Annotated in this window: 15 protein-coding genes and 1 tRNA gene; 11 read left to right on the top strand and 5 right to left on the bottom strand. The window is 64.9% G+C overall.

Features of this window, described 5'->3' with window-relative positions; genetic code table 11:
* Positions 1-380: 380 nt before the first annotated feature.
* Positions 381-2,636, bottom strand: coding sequence for a TonB-dependent siderophore receptor (locus ABIA40_RS09875; RefSeq protein ID WP_404540844.1), 2,256 nt, complete (start codon positions 2,634-2,636; stop codon positions 381-383).
* Positions 2,637-2,997: 361 nt separating this feature from the next.
* Between ABIA40_RS09875 and ABIA40_RS09870 the strand changes: the two genes are divergently transcribed.
* Positions 2,998-3,201 (top strand): hypothetical protein, encoded by a 204-nt coding sequence (locus tag ABIA40_RS09870; protein WP_036010204.1) that lies wholly within the window; start codon positions 2,998-3,000, stop codon positions 3,199-3,201.
* 167 nt (positions 3,202-3,368) lie between these two features.
* On the opposite strand, the gene ABIA40_RS09865 is transcribed toward ABIA40_RS09870, so the two are convergent.
* Both ABIA40_RS09865 and ABIA40_RS09860 read right to left on the bottom strand, forming a co-directional pair.
* The gene (locus ABIA40_RS09865; protein ID WP_404540842.1) at positions 3,369-4,286 is read right to left on the bottom strand and encodes a hypothetical protein; all 918 of its coding nucleotides are present in this window, start codon (positions 4,284-4,286) and stop codon (positions 3,369-3,371) included.
* A 395-nt stretch (positions 4,287-4,681) separates the two neighbouring features.
* On the bottom strand, positions 4,682-4,933 hold the full coding sequence (locus ABIA40_RS09860) for a hypothetical protein (RefSeq protein ID WP_271538022.1): 252 nt from the start codon (positions 4,931-4,933) through the stop codon (positions 4,682-4,684).
* A 238-nt stretch (positions 4,934-5,171) separates the two neighbouring features.
* Between ABIA40_RS09860 and ABIA40_RS09855 the strand changes: the two genes are divergently transcribed.
* Together ABIA40_RS09855 and ABIA40_RS09850 are read left to right on the top strand one after the other, a co-directional pair.
* A complete protein-coding gene (locus ABIA40_RS09855; protein WP_404540840.1) occupies positions 5,172-7,367 on the top strand; it encodes a caspase family protein in 2,196 nt (731 codons plus the stop codon).
* 16 nt (positions 7,368-7,383) lie between these two features.
* A complete protein-coding gene (locus ABIA40_RS09850; RefSeq protein ID WP_271538024.1) occupies positions 7,384-8,883 on the top strand; it encodes a caspase family protein in 1,500 nt (499 codons plus the stop codon).
* Positions 8,884-8,982: 99 nt separating this feature from the next.
* On the opposite strand, the gene ABIA40_RS09845 is transcribed toward ABIA40_RS09850, so the two are convergent.
* Positions 8,983-9,059, bottom strand: a tRNA-Asp gene (locus tag ABIA40_RS09845).
* Between the two features lie 233 nt (positions 9,060-9,292).
* On the opposite strand from ABIA40_RS09845, the gene ABIA40_RS09840 reads away from it, so the two are divergent.
* The 3 genes from ABIA40_RS09840 (at position 9,293) to ABIA40_RS09830 (ending at position 11,840) form a co-directional block, all read left to right on the top strand.
* Positions 9,293-9,637, top strand: a complete 345-nt coding sequence (locus ABIA40_RS09840; protein WP_275499854.1) for an HU family DNA-binding protein — start codon at positions 9,293-9,295, stop codon at positions 9,635-9,637.
* Between the two features lie 98 nt (positions 9,638-9,735).
* Complete coding sequence (pepT, locus tag ABIA40_RS09835) at positions 9,736-10,986, top strand: peptidase T (protein WP_036025351.1); 1,251 nt, start codon at positions 9,736-9,738, stop codon at positions 10,984-10,986.
* On the top strand, positions 10,983-11,840 hold the full coding sequence (locus ABIA40_RS09830; protein ID WP_271538027.1) for an alpha/beta fold hydrolase: 858 nt from the start codon (positions 10,983-10,985) through the stop codon (positions 11,838-11,840). Before pepT ends, ABIA40_RS09830 begins: the two co-directional genes overlap by 4 nt.
* A gap of 18 nt (positions 11,841-11,858) precedes the next feature.
* On the opposite strand, the gene ABIA40_RS09825 is transcribed toward ABIA40_RS09830, so the two are convergent.
* Complete coding sequence (locus tag ABIA40_RS09825; protein WP_404540837.1) at positions 11,859-12,749, bottom strand: hypothetical protein; 891 nt, start codon at positions 12,747-12,749, stop codon at positions 11,859-11,861.
* A 361-nt stretch (positions 12,750-13,110) separates the two neighbouring features.
* On the opposite strand from ABIA40_RS09825, the gene ABIA40_RS09820 reads away from it, so the two are divergent.
* From ABIA40_RS09820 to ABIA40_RS09800, 5 genes are all read left to right on the top strand, one after another.
* Positions 13,111-13,341 (top strand): hypothetical protein, encoded by a 231-nt coding sequence (locus ABIA40_RS09820; RefSeq protein WP_275510062.1) that lies wholly within the window; start codon positions 13,111-13,113, stop codon positions 13,339-13,341.
* Between the two features lie 120 nt (positions 13,342-13,461).
* Positions 13,462-13,824, top strand: a complete 363-nt coding sequence (locus ABIA40_RS09815; protein ID WP_271538030.1) for a hypothetical protein — start codon at positions 13,462-13,464, stop codon at positions 13,822-13,824.
* 55 nt (positions 13,825-13,879) lie between these two features.
* A complete protein-coding gene (gene ihpA, locus ABIA40_RS09810) occupies positions 13,880-15,154 on the top strand; it encodes a divalent metal ion exporter subunit IhpA (RefSeq protein WP_275499863.1) in 1,275 nt (424 codons plus the stop codon).
* Complete coding sequence (gene ihpB, locus ABIA40_RS09805) at positions 15,151-16,137, top strand: divalent metal ion exporter adaptor subunit IhpB (protein ID WP_404540835.1); 987 nt, start codon at positions 15,151-15,153, stop codon at positions 16,135-16,137. The genes ihpA and ihpB overlap by 4 nt, the downstream gene beginning before the upstream one ends.
* On the top strand, positions 16,130-19,348 hold the full coding sequence (locus ABIA40_RS09800) for an efflux RND transporter permease subunit (RefSeq protein WP_404540833.1): 3,219 nt from the start codon (positions 16,130-16,132) through the stop codon (positions 19,346-19,348). The genes ihpB and ABIA40_RS09800 overlap by 8 nt, the downstream gene beginning before the upstream one ends.
* Positions 19,349-19,350: the final 2 nt, after the last annotated feature.

Here is a 19,350-nt window from a genome sequence, read left to right as displayed (position 1 = left end):
GCAGCGCCGTAGGGGCAACTTCCCCCTGTTGTCGCGGCGACAGATTTGCCGATCGGCGCGGCCCCGACACCAATGCTGGTGCCGCCGCCTCAGGTGCAGGAAAGACCTGTCCACAGCTCAGAGTAATCGGAGGAGCCATGCGTCATCACGGGACCGGAGCTCGTCCGGCGAATGTATCCGCGACTGGCTCCAAGCCGACCGCGGGCGCGGCGGCGACCTGCCGGTCGCTCGCGCCGCGCCCGGATGAGCTTTGGGCCGGGGGGCATGGCCCGCGAAGCTCATCTTGACGGTGGATCAGCGGACGCCCAGGCGGAGCCGGGCGAACGTCACGGTCGGTTTCTCCAAGTCCCAGAGCCTTCCGGCCCTGCCCTCGGCTGCCCTCACCATTTGTAGGAGACGCTGGCGGTGACGCGCCGACGGTCGCCGTAGAAGCAGGATGTGGCTGACGCGCAGCTTGCGACATAGATCTTGTCGGTCAGGTTGATCACGTTCAGCGCCGTCCGCCAGTTCTGCCATTCATAGTGGAGCGCGAGATCGCCGAGCACGACCGCGGGAACCTCGAGCGTGTTGGCCTGGTCGGCCCAGGACGAGCCGATGTAACGCACGCCGCCGCCGAAGCCGAACCCTGCGAGCGGTCCGTCCTTGAAGGTGTAGTCGGCCCAGCCGGACACCAGGAGTTCGGGTGTGTTGGTCGGCGTCTTGCCGACGAGCGTCGGATCGAGATCCTTGCTCACAAAGAGATTATAGGCCGTGAAGGCGCCGATGAACTTCAGCTCCTTCGTGGCATTGGCCACCGCTTCGAGCTCGATGCCGCGCGAGGTCACCTCGCCGGTCTGATTTTGCAGGAGCGGAACGCTGCCCGGCAACGTGGTCGCGACATTCTGACGGACCAGATCGAAAGCCGAGACCGTGAAATAGCCGTCGAATCCGATCGGCGCGACCTTCACGCCGATTTCGGCCTGCTTGCCGGTCTCCGGCAGGAAAAGCTGGTTCGACGCATTAAGGCCGATGATTGGATTGTAGCTGGTCGAATAGGAGACATAGGGCGCGATGCCGTTGTCGAAATTGTAGATCAGCCCGGCGCGACCACTGAACCTGCTGTCGTCGCGGCTGGCGAGGTTGGCGCCGGTGTCCCGAGCCTCCTGCGTCGTCTCGACCCAGTCATTGCGGCCGCTCAGCACCAGCGTGAAATTGCCGAGCTTCATCTGGTCCTGAACGTAAGTGCCAGCCTGTTTCTGCGTGATGAGGAAGTTGCGGAACGGCGAGCCGGGTAGCGGAACCTCAGCTCCTCCATAGGCCGGATTGAAGACGTTGATCGAGGGCACACCGAACCCGAAGGCCTGGTAATCGTCGATTTGATAGCCCCGCAGATCGACACCGAACAGCATCGTGTGCCTGACGGCGCCGGTGTTGAAACGATACTCCAGCTGGTTGTCGAGATTGGCCTGGTTCGCGGTGTTTTTCGCATACCAGTTATAGCGGCCCATCGTCGCCGTGTTGATGTTGTCCCAGCCGTTGCCGACATAGCCGCGATAGGTGATGTCGACATGCGCGAAGCGAGCGTTCTGCCGGAACGTCACATCGTCGGTGAGATGGCGCTCGAACTGATAGCCGAGCATCTCCTGCTCGCGCGTGAACTTGTCGACACTGGGATCGCCGACGAAGAAGCTGGTCGGGATCTTGCCGAACGGCGCGCTGGTCACTGTGCCCTGATACGGCAGGAAGTTGATGCCGCGGGTATCCTGCTTCGAGGCCGAGGCCAGCACTGTGAAGGTCGTGTCGGCATCGGGCTTCCACGTCACCGACGGGGCGATGAAGTAGTTGTTGTCAGGCGTGAAGTTGACCTGCGTACCGCCGTTCTGGACCTGACCGACCACGCGTGCGAACAGCTTGCCGTTGTCAGGGCTGGTCGCGACCGGGCCGCCCATGTCGAAGCTGACATAGGCGTTGCCGAAATTGTTGACGCCCGCCTCAATGTAGCGGATCGGCTCCGCCGGCGGCATCTTGCTGATGACGTTGACGATGCCGCTCGGGCTCGATCCGCCGTAAAGCACTGCCGACGGACCACGCAACACTTCGACCCGCTCCATGTTGGGGGTCTGCAGCTTCCAGCTTGCGTAAGACGTATAGAACAGTTGCATGCCGTCGAGGAACAGGCCGATATCCTCTGACTTGAAGCCGCGGATCAGCCACCAATCGTTGCGCGTGTCCGTGCCGAAAGTCCCTGCCCGCACGCCGGCGGTGTAGCGCAGGACCTCGTCGAGCTTGTTCGGCTTCTGGTCGCGGATCTGCTCGGCACCGATGACGGACACCGCCTGCGGCGTCTCCATGATCGGCGTGTTGGTCTTGGTGCCCGACGAGCTGCGGCCGGCGACGTAGCCGTTCACCGGCCCGCGCGGCGTCTCGACGAAGCCGACGTCGCGCCGTGGCTGCGGCCTGTTCGTGGCGGGGGTCTGCACCGAGATCCGCGTTGCGCGGCGCTGAGGCGTCGCCGCGGTGCGGCGGCGCGCTTCCGGCGCCGTGACCGTCACCGGCGGAATGTTCTGCGCGCCACTCTGCGCGGAAGATTGTGCAAGCGATGCCTGAGGCATCAAGACCCAAGCGGATGCGGTCGCCAACACGGCCGACCGTAGCATTCCAAGACTGTTCAACGCGCCACCCCAAAGCTGCATGTTCGATGCGTCATGCCGCCTGTTCCCCAACGGCATGCGCTTGCAGTGACGCTTATGTGAGGGCGCGCGATTTCCCTAATTGAAAGCTTCTTAGAAAGACTCTTAGAAGCAGTCCAGATGAGCTTGGCGTCCGCCCCTCCGGGGCCCCCTCGCTCCGGATCGACATGCCAGGCCTCGGAAGGGCGCCGCCTCCAACTCGCACTCCGGGCGAGCCCCGCCAAGCAGAAGATGAAACCATTTTGCGGAACCCGCGAAACCATCCGGAAACAGATGGCCCGTAGAAGATAAGCCTATAGACGGCGGCAAAGCCCGTCGGGAGGCTCAGATGAACCACTCAATTCATTCCGCTGATCGTGCGACCCACCTAAAGATCGTGGTGGTGGCGCTGGTGGCCGGCATTGCCGTGGCCGGCTTCGGGATCGCGGCCCGCACCCACGCCGATTACAGCCAGACCGCCCAGTCCACCCAGGTCATCAAGGCCGGCAAGCCGGTGGTCGTGACCAGCGCGGGGACGTCGGAGATTCGCTGACCTACCGGAAAAGGTCCGGTTTGACACCAAACGGCCGCCTTCGGGCGGCCTTTTCGTTTGGTTTCGCCCATGCGACGGCGCCGTGGGGGATGTTGCCCTCCGCCAGACGCGAGAGGAGCGCAACAAGATGCCCGCCGGGCACGGCGGGCATCCGTCTTCGAGATCACTTACCAGGTATAGCGAAGGCCGGCCTGAGTACCGGCGATCGAGGTTCCGAGTCCGCCAACCCCAGGCAGAAGCGGGTCCGGCACGGTGATGCTGCTGCCATGAACTTCGAGGTAGGACGACAGCTGCGGCGTCCAGAGCACGTTGACCTTTGCGGAACCGCGAAGGCCATTGGTACCGATCATGCCGGCCGCAACGGGGACCGCACCTCCCACGGCGCCGGCGCCGCTCGCATCCACGATCCTGTAGTACTGACCCGAGATCGACGGCTGGACCTTAAAGCCCAGCCAGTCCGCCTCGAATCCTACGCGCATGCCACCGTGAAATTCGGTTGAATCGCCCGTCTTGCTGCCGAAATTGGCGGTATAGTTCTCCGAATAGGTTACGCCGACCGTGGGCTCGAACCACACGGTGTAGGGGAAGTCGAACCGGTATTGGCCGTTCCAGGTATAGGCGATGCCGCTGCCGTCCGCGGTCGCGGCAAGGGGCAGATTGGATGTGCTGCGAGTCCAGCTCGCGAGCGCGGTGAAGTCAGTCGAGAAACCGCCGTTGAGATACGACAGGGTGCCGGAAGTCGATGGAATTGAACCATCGGTAGTCAGTCCGCCATTCGTGAAGGTGTGCGCCCATGAGTGGGAGCCAGTCCCGATGAAGGTCAGCGCGTCGGTTGCAGTGAAGATACCGATCTTGGTCACATCGACTGCGCCGGTCACCGTCGCAACGCTGACCTGGACCCCGCTCGATTGCGCACTGTCGCCACTGCCGACGAGGTTCGCGCCGTAAAGCCAAGCCGCCGGGGGCGGCGCTGCAAGTGCCGGAGCCTTGGCGTAGGCCAAGGCACCGAACGGATTGCTGACACCCCTTGCGGCGAACGGATTACGACGGTCGAAATCCGACTCCTCGCCGCTGAAGCGCAGCATTCCAGGAGGAGCAACGACCCTGCGATGCTGGACCTGGTCGCGGACGTTCTGAATGATGTTCTGGACGGTGTTGTTGATGACTTGCTGCGGAACATTGACCTCCTGTGCCGAGGCCGGTCGCGTCGCAAACAGACTAAGCAAAAAAGGTACGGCAACGGCAAAGCCGCGGCGGAGAACTCCTGCCCTCATGGTCTTCGATCAGCCCCCTGCTGGTTCAGCCCGAGCCTTGGCGGGAGACAAATCCCGCAAGCTTCTGGCGCAGAGTTTTATTGGCACAGCACCCGCCGCGTCTTCACCCGATTGGCTGAATTGTGGGGGCGGGTCCATCAAGCGCGCCCACCTGATGCTCATTTGCAACACTTTCCCGGGCCACGGGGGTGCGCGCCGATCTCCGTCTACTCCGCCCTCGCGCGGTTTCGCTTCTTCGTGGCGCGAATCTGCGTTGCCGCTTGGCTCTCTTCCGGACGTTTCGTGGCCTTGCCTGCATCGCGTGCCCGGATGTGCCGCCGCACGTCCTCTCGAACGTTCTGAATGATCGAGTCGCGTGACGATTCGGCCGGATCATTGCAGCGGGCCACGCTGCACAAAGCGACGAGCAGCGGCAGGGCCAGAATCGGCGCACGGGCGAACTTGACTGTCCTGGTCATCCGCAGTCTCCGAAGATGTCGCCGGCCTCGGCCGCCTGCGCCATCAACACCAGCGCAGCGCGACTGGTTTCACCGCTCGCGATGTGCAGCCTTTTGGTCGAAGCATCGCCACTCCCGGTTCACGAAATCCTGAACACCGAGGCCTTTGATGTCGTCATCCAGCATCCCCTGATGTAAAATCGACGAACAAGCCGCCTTAGCCCACCTCTGCGATTTTTCATTTTCTGAGTTTCTGCCGATGCCTGCCCATTTCGGGATTTTCGTTCTCGCGAGCTCGCGTCCCGTCTTCATGTTGCAGGATCTGGCACGCCGGATCGCCGTTCTCGGCTGCGTAGCGTTGTCGCTGCTCGTTTCGACAATACTGCAGGCGGCCGCCGGAGACAGGATCGCGCTCGTTGTCGGCAACAGCAACTATCGCAAGGTCCCAAAACTCATCAACCCGGCCAACGACGCCGCCGACATGGCGACGTCGCTGGGTCGTCTGGGATATTCCGTCAGGCACCTCGCCGACCTCGACTACAATCATTTCCGGCAGGCCCTCATCGAATTCGGCAATGCGGCGAAGACGGCCGACAAGGCGGTAATCTTCTTCGCAGGCCATGGCGTCGAAATGGACGGAAAGAACTGGCTGATTCCGGTCGATGCCGAAATCAAGTCCGAGATCGATGTCTATGCCGAGGCGATCAATCTCGAGACCCTGATCGATATCTCCGTGATGCCGAAGATCATCGGCCTCGTGGTTCTCGACGCCTGTCGCAACGACCCGTTCGAAACGACGAAGGTCGCCGCCGCGGGACGCGCGCTGTCGTCGCGGCCATCGAAGGTGGCCGCGCCAGTGTCCGGCACACCCCGTTCCCCGACGCCTTTCGCGGCCGACACGCGCGGTCTTGCCCCTGTCGAGGTGAGCGACAACGTGCTCGTTGCCTTTGCGGCCGCTGCCGGCACGACGGCGAGCGACGGGGCCGGGCGGAATAGCCCCTACTCCGGCTCGCTCCTGCGCCATGTCGAAACGCCGCAACTCGAGATCAACTATCTCTTCCGGATCGTGCACGACGAAGTCTGGAAGGAGACCGGGACACAAGAGCCGGCAATCTACGGGACGCTGCCGAAGGGCGACATCTATCTCAACGGCGAAGCCGCCATCGCAAGCGGCGATGGTGGAGCAGATGCCGAGCAGCTCGCCTGGGAGTTCGTCCGCTCGACCAACGAGATCGCGACCTTGCGCCGTTTCGCCCAGCAATTCCCGGCGAGCGCGCATACGGCCGAAATCGACCAGCGCATTGCGCAATTGCAGACGGCTGAAACGAACGCCTGGAAGATCGTCGAGCGACAGAAGTCGCTCGCGGCCTACCGCGCCTATTTGGATCTCTATCCGTTTGGCGAGCATGTCGAGAGCGCCCGGGTCGCGCTGGCTTCGCTCGAGAAGTCGGCTAAGCCGGGCCAAGCCACCGGGCAGATCGACATGCCCGGTCCGCCACCGGCGAGCTATCAGCTCGCCTCGGCCGAGACAACCACCGGCAATTCGGAGGCAGTCGAGAAGGCATGGGACGTCCTCAAGGAATCACGCGACAAGAGCGTGGTTGGCAGGTTTGCCGAGCGCTATCCGAGCTCGCGCCATAACCGCCTGCCGCCGGGCAGCGACCTTGCCCTGCGACCGGTCAATTCCACCGAACTGATGCTGCAATCAGCGCACGACAGCGACGTGAACGCCTGTTTCGACGGCGATTCCGGGGCGTGCGCCAGATCCATCAAAAAATACCCCGACTACGTCCAGCTTCAATTCCAGCTTTGCCGGACCAAGGGCAATCCCAAGGGATGCATGATCAACGCGGTGACCGAGGCGCGCAGGCGCGGGCTCCTGGTTTCCGCCTACACCCGCTCGGAACAGGAAAAGGTTCGCAATCGCGAATATCGGCGAGTGGTTGCACGCGTGAACCAGAATGTCGGCAATGTGGTCAGCGGCGTCGTCAGCAACGTCGTCGGCAACGTAGTCAGCAATGCCGTTTCGACTGCGGTCAGCAATGCCGCGTCGAGCGCAGCAAGCCGGGCGGCATCGCAGGCGGCATCATCCGCGGCGTCGAGCGCTGCCAGCCGATCAGCCTCGAGCGCCGCATCGAGCGCGGCCAGCAGAGCGGCCTCCACCGCCGCTTCGAATGCCGCGAGCCGCGTCACCATTCCATCGGACATCCGCCTCAAGGAAGACATCACGGCACTCGGCTGGACCGATACTGGCCTCCGCCTCTATCGCTATCGATACAAGGGCGATGCGAGGTTCTATGTCGGCGTGATGGCGCAGGAGGTCGCGCTGCAGACTCCCGCGGCGGTGTCGTCTGGAGTGGACGGGTTTCTGCGCGTCGACTATGGTCTGCTCGGCCTCGATTTCCTCACCGACCGCGACTGGATGAGGCGGCAGCTCCGTTCGGGCATCGACTAAGGGACGCGACTCCATCTTGCGCTGGCTGGCACTGTTCATTGCCATCGGGCTTCTCTTCGACTGCGAAGCGGAAGCTTCCAACCGTCGTGTCGCCTTGGTCATTGGAAACGCGAGCTACGCGAACGCGCCGCCGCTCGGCTCTCCCGTCAACGATGCCGAGGACATTGCCGCGGCTCTCGCCGGCCTCGGCTTCGACGTCGATCTGCGCAAGAACACGACCATCGACGATCTGCGCGTGGGGCTCGTCGCCTTCACCGAGAAGTCCGCCGCTGCGGACATCGCGGTCTTCTATTTTGCCGGATACAGCGCAGCTGCCGGTGTCGGCAGTTACCTGATCCCCGTGGATGCGCATCTTGCGACACCTGAGTCGGCCAACGCAGAGACCGTTCCCCTGGCTGCGGTGACCGCTGCCGCAGGGCGGGCGCGCAGGCTGGGTCTGGTGATCCCGGATGCCATGCGGGAGAACCCGTTCCCTGCGATACCGAATGGCCGCAGCAGCAGCTCTTCCCTGACCTCAGCCGGAAGCGCACCGATCCGCAACACGCTCGTGTTCTTTCCAGCGGAGCCGGGGCGGACCGCGGAAGAAGGCGAAGGCCGCAACAGCCCTTTCGCTGCGGCGCTGCTGAAATACCTCCGGCAGGCCGACCTCGAGATCAACTTCGTGTTTCGCAACGTTCGCGACGAGGTTCGGCAGGCAACGCACCGGAAGCAGACGCCCTACATGTATGGTCAGCTTTCCAAGGACAAGATCTATCTCCATCCCGTCAAGCAAGTCGTCCAGGACGGTACCGCCGTCATGCAGCACTGCGACAGCGCCGTTGCCGGGCTCGCGGATTTGAGGGCAGCCGGCGCCGACCAAGGCGAGACGCGCGACGATACAAAGGTGGCGGGCGCGGTTGCGGCGTGCGCGGAGGCGGTCAAGCGGTCGCCAGGGGTGGACCGCCTGCACTACCAGCTCGGGCGTTCATTGTTCGCCATGCGCGATTACGCGGGAGCCGTGGCGAGCTACAAGGCGGCATCCGAGCTCGGCAACGCACGCGCGCTCTACGAGCTCGGATTGATGTATGAGAACGGCAACGGCGTCGAGAAAGATCCGGCCCGCTCGCGCTTCTACTACGAAATGGCCGCCGAGAAAAAGATTGCGCCAGCACTCGTCAGCCTCGGCCTACAGCAGGAGCGTGGAATCGGCGCGGCCAGCGATCCCGCAAAGGCCTATGCGTTGTATCAGCGGGCCGCCGAGCTCGGCGATGCGACGGCCATCAACAGGATGGGGGAGCTTGCCGAGAAGGGACTGGGAGCCAGGCGAGACCTGAAATTGGCTCGGGCGCTGTACCAGAGGGGCGCCGCGATGGGCGGGCTCGAAGCCCTGGTCAATCTCGCCCGGTGCAACGCCAACGGAATCGGCGGCCGACGGGACCTTGCCGAGGCCAGGCGGCTCCTGGCCAAGGCGGCGCAGGCCGGCAGCACCGACGCACGGCGCATCCTCGCGCATATCGAGGAGTCCAAGCCGAAATAAACGCATTCTGGCGGGGAGGAAGCGATCGGGATGAAACGGCCGTCCAAGCGGCGCTCTTGGCCGCAAAAGACAGCAACTATTTGATCTATTTGCCAAAAATGGCGCGAGAGACGGGGCTCGAACCCGCGACCTCCGGCGTGACAGGCCGGCGCTCTAACCAACTGAGCTACTCCCGCGTGACACGCAATGTCTGCGGAACGAGGGGGGACTTAAAGGCCCGATCTGGTGAAGTCAAGGATGTTGCAGCCGCAGCCCAAACCGGCGGATTCCACTGCTGGCACACACGAACGCGGCCCTCGGCAACGCCGGCGGCGTAGTCAGTCCGGTCCCGAATCGTCTACGCCTCCGGGAACTTGCGGGTCACGGGCCATCTCCCTGCGGACGACCTGCAAGATCGAGGAGGCCAGACATGTCCAAGAAGGATTTGGCTAAGAAGGATCCGGCTAAGAAGGATTCGGCGAAGAAGGCGGCCGCGCCAGCCACGATCACGCTCAAGCACCTCGCCGCCGACATTGCCGAGCGCCAGGATGTCTCCAAAAAGCATGCCGAGGCCGTCCTGACCGACATGGTCGATCTGATCACCAAGCACCTCAAGAAGGGCGACCGGGTCCGCATCGTCGGCCTCGGCATCCTCCAGGTCCGCAAGCGCGCCGCCCGCACCGGCCGTAATCCTTCCACCGGCGAAGCGATCCACATCAAGGCCACCAGGAAGGTCGCGTTCCGCCCGGTGAAGGAACTGAAGGAAGCGATCTGAGGCCACTAAAGCCTGCCCCCGAGCCCGTTCCGGCCGCATCCCGGCCCGCTTTTCTGATATACCGCCTGCTTCCCGAACATTCGGCGGTTTGACCAGAAATGTCCTCCCTCTCCTTTTCGCATACCGTGACCGAGCGCTTCCTGCGCTACGTCACCATCGATACCCAGTCCGATCCGGCATCTCCCAGCTCGCCGTCGACCGAGAAGCAGAAGGATCTCGGCCGCGTGCTCGCTGCCGAGCTGAAGGCCATGGGCGTTGTGGACGCGCATCTCGACGATTACGGCTACGTCTACGGAACGATCCCGGCCAACACCGACAAGAAGGTGCCGGTGATCTGCTTCTGCTCGCACATGGACACCTCGCCCGACGTCACCGGCAAGGACGTCAAGCCGCAAATCGTGAAGAACTATCGCGGCGGCGACATCGTCCTGCCCGGCGACACCAGCCAGGTGATCCGCTTCAATGAGCATCCCGCGCTGAAGAACCAGATCGGCAACGACATCATCACCACCGACGGCACGACGCTATTGGGCGCCGACAACAAGGCCGGCGTCGCCGAGATCATGGATGCCGCGCATTTCTTCATCAACAATCCCGACGTGAAGCACGGCACCATCAAGATCCTGTTCACGCCGGACGAGGAGATCGGCCGCGGCGTCGACAATGTCGACCTGAACAAGCTTGGCGCCGATTTCGGCTACACCATGGACGGCGAGAGCGCGGGCTGCGTCGAGGACGAGACCTTCTCGGCCGACGGAGCCACCATCACCATCAACGGCGTCAGCGCCCATCCCGGCTACGCCAAGGGCAAGATGGAGCACGCTATCAAGATCGCCGCGGCCATCGTCGAGCGTCTGCCGAAGGAGGGCTGCTCGCCCGAGACCACCTCGGGCAAGCAGGGTTTTCTGCATCCGATCGGCATCGACGGCGCGCTCGAACAGGCGACGCTCTCCTTCATCGTCCGCGACTTCACCGAGGAAGGGCTGAAGGAGAAGGAGGCGCTGCTCGAGGGCATCGTCAAGGACGTCATGAAGGATTATCCGCGCTCGACCTACACGTTCGAGGTCAAGGAGCAGTACCGCAACATGAAGCAGGTGATCGATCGTCACCCGCACGTGCTGGAATACGCCATCGAGGCGATCCGCCGTGCCGGCCTGCGCCCGATGCGCACCGCGATCCGCGGTGGCACCGACGGCTCGCGCCTGTCCTTCATGGGCCTACCCTGCCCCAACATCTTTGCCGGCGAGCACGCGTTCCATTCGCGGCTCGAATGGGTCAGCCGACAGGACATGGAAAAGGCGGTGCAGACCATCGTGCATCTGGCGATGATCTGGGAAGAGAAGGCTTGAAGCGCGACGAGACTGGAATGAATCATCACCGCGCTTCGATGCAATACGTCGCGTCCGGCCGTGCCAGCCTTGCGACAGAAGTGGCAGGCGACGGTCCTGCCGTCGTCTTTCTTCATGCGAATGTGTGCGACCGGCGCATGTGGCGCGCTCAATGCGATGAATTGAGCGCCACGCACAGGGCGGTCGGGTATGACCGACGCGGGTTCGGCGAAACCCGCGCCGAGCCCGAAGACTTTTCCGCGCTTGCTGATCTCCTCGTAGTGCTGGAAGCAACCGCAGGCGGCGAGCCCGCAATCCTCGTCGGCTGCTCACTTGGCGGGCGCATCGCGCTTGATGCCGCCGTCCGGCATCCCTCGCGCGTTCGCGCCCTGGTTCTGATCGCCCCCAATGTCGCGGGTGCACCCGATCCGGTCTATCCCGCCGACATCGAGACGCTGATGATGCGATGGAAGGAGATCGAAGCGTCAGGCGATCTTGATCGGATGAACGCGATGAAGGCGCGCCTCTGGCTGGACGGACCACGGGCTGCCGAAGGTCGCGTTGGCGGTCCGGCTCGCGATCTGTTCCTTGATATGAACGGCATCGCACTCCGCTCGCCGCCGTTCGGATCGGACGTCGATATTAGACCCTTCTTCAACCGGCTTCATGAGATCGCAGTGCCGACCCTCATCATATGGGGCGACCTCGATTTCCCCTATGTGCAGGACCGCTGCCGTCATCTCGTCGCGGCAATTCCGGGCGCGGAAGGCCATGAGGTTCGTGATGTGGCCCATCTTCCGAGCCTCGAGTGCCCAGCGGAGATCACAGCTCTCGTTGCGGCGTTCGTTCAGCAACATGCGGGGGCGGACAGGTAGGTCCACCCCCGATTTAGCCTACGGCACCGGCATCGCGCGCGGGTTGCGGTGGAAGCGGTTGGCTCTCGCCATCCAGTTCGGCAACGGCTCTCCATCGCGATGGCGTCCGCCGGCAACCGCCGCGGCCCAGGCCACTGCAGCGCCGATCAAGGTCGCGGCTGCGACCGAGAACGCCACGATGATCGAGTTGCGTCGCGCGCGGTTGATCGCCGTCTTCGCGTCTGCGATCAGGGCGTCAACGCGCTTTTCGGCGTCGGGGGCCGCCAGCCCCGTGACCGCGGCGACCTGCTGCACGAGGTACGTCCGGTCATCGGCGGCGACGCCGCTGTGGCTGGACGACGTCATCAGGATACGTCCGGCTTCGGCGCGCGCTTCCCTCAGGTCGGTGTTCGCAGCGCGGCGCGGCGCGCGGAACAGCTTGTCGAGCTCATAGCTCAACAAGGGCTCGGCCGCCGAGGTGTTGCTCGCCGAACTGCGCATCGGCGAGCGGTCGATCGCGGCGGCGCCGAGAAGCGCCAGCAGCGCGGCGCCGGCCAGGACCGCCAGCGCCCAGGCGGTCAACCCGTGAAGCCCGTCCCGCCGCTCGCCGTCATCCTCGATGGTTGTGAGAGTGGGCTCGGGCCGGGTGGTCCGGCCGGCGATGTAACCGCCAAAGCCAAAACTGACGATCGCCTGGATGATCAGATACAGTCCGGAAAGCAGCGCCAGCGCCGCCGACGCATCGCGCCAGGTCGGCGAGGCCGAACTGACGCCGAGGCCGACCGCGACACCAAAACCGATCAGGATGAACGACATTGCGCTCGCAGCAAGAGCGCCCGCAAACACCGAGCTCCACTGGATCGTTCGAGGCGCCTCGGCTGCCAGGCCGCCTTCGATGACCTCTTCCCGCATCAGAGTTTCGACCGTCATCGCGGCGCTCTCAGCGCAGGCCGAAGAACGACAGGATCGCCATGATGACGACGATCAAGCCGATCAGATAAATCAGTCCGTCCATTGTCCGTCCTCCTCAGTTTCTTCTGCTGGCTAATCGCGAGGTATGAGGAACGTTCCAAATTGGACAGATCGTATGGAACGAACTTGGAGGATGCGGGTTGTCTGTCCAAGTCCTAGGGATAGAGATTGTGAGCACATGAGGCCTCAGCTGGCTCGTCCGGCTGGGGCCTTTCCGCGTTGCGGCCGGGGCGTCTCCTTCTGTCGTATGTTAACGACGCCGGGGCCGGGATCATCAATGATGCGATCAGGGGCGGAACCTCCGGATCAGGAGTGGCGCGTGGACCGCAGAACGGCGTGCCTGCATCAGGCGAATGCATTCCGGGAGAAGGCCCTCGCCGATCCCGAGCACCACGACCAATGGATCGACGAAGCCATCAAATGGCTGGAACGGGCGATGGAAGCGAGCTGTCGGGCTGTCATCACCATGGAAGGTGACGATGGCAGCGACGCTCCGGCCCCCGCGTTCGAAACCATCGCGCCGCATCGGCGCGTCATTGTCCGCCAGTGAGAGGCGCAGGCAGCGTATGCGCTGCTGCGGCAATTGTTCCAGGGATGTAACAATGTTGCGGGTCGACACTGTTCCCGCGCCCATGCTAGGCCGGGCACAGACCGCAACCAGAGTGACCTCGTGCTCGCAAACCGCCAGCCCTCAGGATCCCGCCGCTCGCGCCCCTGGCGCGGGCTGCTGTCCGTCCTGATCGCGGCGGTCTATCTGCTCGCGGGCGCGCTGCACGGCGCGCACGACATCGACGTCACCACGCCCCGCGGCGGTTCGGAGATCGCCGCGTTCCTCGACGGCGCCACAGGCCATGGCGACCACAAGGCCATCGGCGGACATCATTGCCACGGCTGCTTCTCGCTGACCGTGGCGCAGCCGACGCCGTCGACCGCGGCGATCGTGCTGGTGTCGGCCCCGAGCCCGCAACAGGCCCCCCGCCTCGCCGGAATTGTGCCCGATACCGACTCGCCCCCTCCCAGATCCATTGCCTGAACGGATTGGTCGGGCGCCGCGCGCCCATTAGGTTCATCCTTCACAGGTCGATTTCATGTTTTGCAGGGGAATGACCGCGCGTCTCGCGTGCGCGGCAGCGTGTCTGATTGCAGCATCGGCGCTTGCACCGGCTCACGCCCAGACTTTGACGATGCGGAGCGCGCTGTCGCGCGCGCTGGCGGCGAGCCCGCGCCTGACGGCGGCAGAGCGCGACGTCGGCATCGCCACCGGCCAGCGCATCCAGGCGGGCGCCCTGCTCAATCCGGAACTGTCCTACGAACAGGACGATTCGTTTGGCTCCGGCAGATATCGCGGAACGCGCTCGGCCGAGACCACGCTCCAGATCAGCCAGGCCTTCGAGCTGTTCGGCAAGCGCGAGGCGCGGATTGCCGCAGGCGCAGCCGGCGTCGAGGTCGCGGCGATCCAGCGCAAGGCGATCAGGCTGGAAGTGCTGTCGGAGACCGCGATCGCCTTCCTGAGCGTGCTCGGCGCGCAGCGGCGCATCCAGATCCTCGACGAGCAGATCGCCGCGATCGACCGGCTGACGCCGCTCCTGCGCCGCCGTGTCGAGGCCGGTGCCTCCTCGCCGGCGGAGACCGGCCGCGCCGAGGTCGCCTCCGCCCTGGTGAAGGCGGACCGCGAGCGCTTCAAGGCGACGCTGGCGAGCGCCCGGCGCGAGCTTGCGGTGCTAATGGGCGATCCCGCCGCCAAATTCGGCGAGGTGTCCGGCCGGCTCGACACCACCGGACGCCCACCGGCGTTCCAGGCCGTGGTCGCCGCCATCGACGCCAATCCGCAGCTGGTGCGCTGGACCGCGGTCTACGCCCAGCGCAATGCCGAGCTCCTGCTGGCACGGCTCAGGCCCTATCCGGACGTGCGGATCGCGGCCGGCTGGCGCCACTTCAACGAAACGGGCGACGATGCGGCGCGGCTGACCGTCTCCGTGCCGATCCCCGTGTTCGACCAGAACCAGGGCAACATCCTTTCGGCCCAGGAAAGCCTCGCCAAGACCAAAGCCGAGCGCGAGGCCAACCGCAACGCGCTGATCGTGATCGCCGGCCGCGCCTATGACTCTCTGCAAGGCTCCCTGCGCGAGCTCGCGGTGCTGCGCGAGACCGCGATCCCCAAGGCCGTCGAGGCCTCCGAGGCGATCTCGCAAGGCTACGGCCAGGGCCGCTTTACCCTGCTCGAAGTGCTGGATGCCCAAGCCAGCGTCGCGCAGGCGCGGCTTCGCGAGCAGGAGGCGCTGCAGAATTTCCATGCGGGCGTAGCCATCATCGAGGGCCTCGTCGGCAATCCGTTCACGCTGGCGCGGGAGAGCGCACGATGAGGACCTTCTCCACCATTCTCGTCGCCATCGTTGCCGCCGCGCTCGGGGCTTACGGCCATTCCCTGCTCGCGCCGGACAAAGTTGCGCACACCGAGCATGCCGAGCATGGCGAGCATTCCGAGCACAAGAAGCCGAACGATCGCGTCGAGCAGGACGAGCATGGCGCCGACCGCATCCGCATCTCCGACGTCAAGCTGGCGGCCGCGGGCGTCACGCTGGCGGAAGCCGCGAGCGCCACGCTGACCGACACGCTCGCCTTCAACGGCATCCTGCGCGCCAACCAGGAAGCCGTGGTGCAGGTGACGCCGCGCTTTCCGGGCCTCGCCAAATCCATCCAGAAGCGGATCGGCGACAAGGTCGGCAAGGACGACCTGCTCGCCGCGATCGAGAGTAACCAGAGCCTCACCGTCTACGAGCTGAAGGCGCCGATTGCCGGCACCATCATCGAGCGGCAGATCTCGCTCGGCGAATACGCCTCCGAGCAGAAGCCGGCTTTCGTGGTCGCCGACCTCTCCACCATCTGGGTCGACCTGTCGATCTACCGGCAGGACCTCCGCCGCGTCCGCCTCAACGACGAGGTCCTGATCGATCCCGACGACGGCCGCGGCGAGATCAAGGGCACGATCTCCTACATGGCGCCGATCGGCTCAAGCGAGACCCAGACCGCGCTGGCGCGCGTGGTGCTGCCAAATCCGGACGGCCGCCTGCGGCCCGGCCTGTTCGTCACGGCGCGGCTGATCCTCGCGGCGCGCAATGTCGCGGTTGCCGTGCGCCGCAGCGCGATCCAGACGCTGGAGAACAAGACCATCGTGTTCGTGCGCGAGGACGGCGACAAGATCGAGGCGCGCCCGGTCGAAACAGGCGATTCCGATCCGCGCCATGTCGAGATCAAGGCCGGCCTTTCGGCCGGCGAGCATTACGTCGCGGAGAACAGCTTCGTCGTGAAGGCGGAGATGGGCAAGGGCGAGGCCGAGCATGATTGAGCGTCTCATCGCCGTCTCGCTGCAGCAGCGCTGGCTGGTCCTCGTCCTCGCGCTCGGCGCCGTCGCCTTTGGCGCCTGGAATTTCCAGCGCCTGCCGATCGACGCCGTCCCTGATATCACCAACGTCCAGGTCCAGATCAACACCCGCGCCCCCGGCTATTCGCCGCTCGAGACCGAGCAACGCATCACCTTCCCGGTCGAGACTGCGATGGGCGGCCTGCCCAAGCTCGACTACACCCGCTCGCTGTCGCGCTACGGCCTCAGCCAGGTGACAATCGTCTTCAAGGACGGCACCGACATCTACTTCGCCCGGCAGCTCGTCGGCGAGCGCATCCAGCAGGTGAAAGACCAGCTGCCGGCGGGTGTCGAGGTCGCGATGAGTCCGATCTCGACCGGCCTTGGCGAAATCTTCATGTACACCGTCGAGGCCAAGGCGGGCGCGAAGACGCAGGGTGACCGCGACTATTCGCTGACCGATTTGCGCACCGTGCAAGACTGGATCATTCGACCGCAGCTTCGCAACGTGCCGGGCGTGATCGAGGTCAACACGATCGGCGGCTTCGAGCGGCAATTCCACGTGCTGCCGGATCCCGGCAAGCTGATGGCCTACCGGCTCGGCTTCCGCGACGTGATGACCGCGCTCGCCGCCAACAACGCCAATGTCGGGGCCGGCTATATCGAGCGCAACGGCGAGCAATATCTGGTTCGCTCGCCGGGCCAGGTCGGCAACGTCAGCGAAATCCAGGACATCGTCATCGGCTCGCGCGGCGCCAATCCCGTCAGGATCAGGGACGTCGCTGCTGTCAGCGAGGGGCGCGATTTGCGCACGGGCGCTGCGACCTGGAACGGCGAGGAAACCGTGCTCGGCACCGCCATGCTGCTGATCGGCGAGAACAGCCGGACCGTGGCCCGCCGCGTCGCAGCCCGTCTGGAGGACATCGCCAAGTCGCTGCCCGAGGGCGTCGTGACGCGGACCGTCTACGACCGCACCGACCTGGTCGAAGCCACCATCCGCACCGTCCGGAACAACCTGCTGGAAGGCGCGGCGCTGGTGGTCGCCGTGCTGTTCCTGATCCTCGGCAACTTCCGCGCCGCGCTGGTCACGGCCTGCGTCATCCCACTGTCCATGGCGTTGACGATCACCGGCATGGTCGAGACCAAGGTCAGCGCCAACCTGATGAGCTTGGGGGCGATCGACTTCGGCATCATCGTCGACGGCGCCGTGATCATCGTCGAGAACTGCCTGCGCATGCTGGCGGTGGCTCAGCGCGAGAAAGGCGGGCTGCTGACGACGCCCGAACGGCTGCGCGCGATCCTGCGCGGGTCGAGTGAGGTCATCAAGCCGAGCCTGTTCGGCACGCTGATCATCGCGGTGGTCTACCTGCCGGTGCTGACGCTGACCGGCGTCGAGGGCAAGATGTTCACGCCGATGGCACTGACCGTGCTGATGGCGCTCGGCGCTGCTGTGCTGTTCTCCATCACCTTCGTGCCGGCGGCTGTTGCCATTTTCGTCACCGGCAAGGTGTCCGAACATGAGAACCTGTTCATGCGTGCGGCGAAGCGCGCCTACCTGCCCCTGCTCCGCTTTGCCATCGACAATCGCGCCGCCGTCGCCGTCATGGCCGTGATCATCGTGGTCGCGAGCGGCATCGCCGCTTCGCGCATGGGCGGCGAGTTCATCCCGAGCCTGGACGAAGGCGACGTCGCGCTGGCCTCGATCCGGATTCCCGGCACCAGCCTCACCCAGTCGCTGGACCTGCAGAAGGCGCTGGAGAAGCGCGTCATGCAAATCCCGGAAGTGAAGGAGTTCTTCACCCGCATCGGTACCGCGGAGATCGCCACCGACCCGATGTCGCCGGCACAGACCGATGGCTACGTCATGCTGAAACCGCGTGCCGAATGGCCCGACCCCGGCAAGTCGAAATCGGAGGTGGTCGGGGCCATCGAGCATGCGGCAGACGAGATTCCCGGCAGCGCCTACGAAATCTCCCAGCCGATCCAGTTCCGCGTCAACGAGCTGATCTCGGGCGTCCGCACCGATGTCGGCGTCAAGATCTTCGGCGACGATCTCGACATCCTGCAAGGCGCCGCAAAACAGGTGGAGGCCGCGATCCGCGGCATCCGCGGCGCCAGCGACGTCAAGATCGAGCAGGTCTCGGGCTTGCCGATCCTCACCGTCCGCCTCGACCGTCAGGCGCTCGCCCGCTATGGGCTCAGCGTCGCCGAGGTGCAGGGCATCGTCGAGATCGCGGTCGGCGGCAAGTCGGCCGGCAAGCTGTTCGAAGGCGATCGCCGTTTCGACATCGTCGTGCGCCTGCCGGAGCACCTGCGCGGCAATCTCGAGGCGATCAGGGCGATTCCGATTCCGCTGCCGCCCGCCGAGGACGCAGCAATCGGCAGCGCCGTTCGAACGTCGCTGGTCAGCTCTCCCCTCGCCCAGATGCGCTACGTGCCGTTGTCGTCGGTCGCCACCGTCGATGCGACGCCGGGGCCGAACCAGATCAGCCGCGAAAACGGCAAGCGGCGCATCGTCGTCACGGCCAATGTCCGCGCGCGCGACCTCGGCTCTTTCGTCGCGGAGGCCGAGGCGGCCGTTGCCGAGAAGGTCAAGCTGCCGCCGGGTTACTGGATCGGCTGGGGCGGCCAGTTCGAGCAGCTGGTCTCGGCCACCAAGCGGCTGACGATCGTGGTGCCGGTTGCGCTGCTCTTGGTGTTCCTGCTGCTGTTCATGGGCATGGGATCGGCGGCGGATGCGGCGCTGGTGTTCTCCGGCGTGCCACTGGCGCTGACCGGTGGCGTTGCCGCGCTGCTGCTGCGCGGCATTCCGCTATCCATCAGCGCCGGCGTCGGCTTCATCGCGCTGTCCGGCGTTGCCGTGCTCAATGGGCTCGTCATCATCGCCTTCATCGAGCGTCTGCGCAGCGAGGGACGCTCGGTCGCGGAGGCCGTGCGCGAAGGCGCACTGACGCGGCTGCGCCCGGTGCTGATGACGGCGCTCGTCGCCTCGCTCGGCTTCGTGCCGATGGCGCTCGCCACCGGCGCCGGCGCCGAGGTGCAGCGGCCGCTCGCAACCGTGGTGATCGGCGGCATTCTCTCCTCGACCGTGCTGACGCTGCTGGTGCTGCCGGCGCTCTACGTGCTGTTCCGCCGTGACGTGGCAAAGGAAACGCCTACAATGGCCCCTGATTTGGCGGCGTCTGCGGAGCGCTAGAT

The organism is Bradyrhizobium sp. USDA 223 (assembly GCF_044909005.1).
In the GTDB taxonomy this organism is placed as follows: Bacteria; Pseudomonadota; Alphaproteobacteria; order Rhizobiales; family Xanthobacteraceae; genus Bradyrhizobium; species Bradyrhizobium yuanmingense.
Note: the sequence above shows the minus strand (reverse complement) of the source record. Positions and strands in the feature narration are given on the sequence as shown.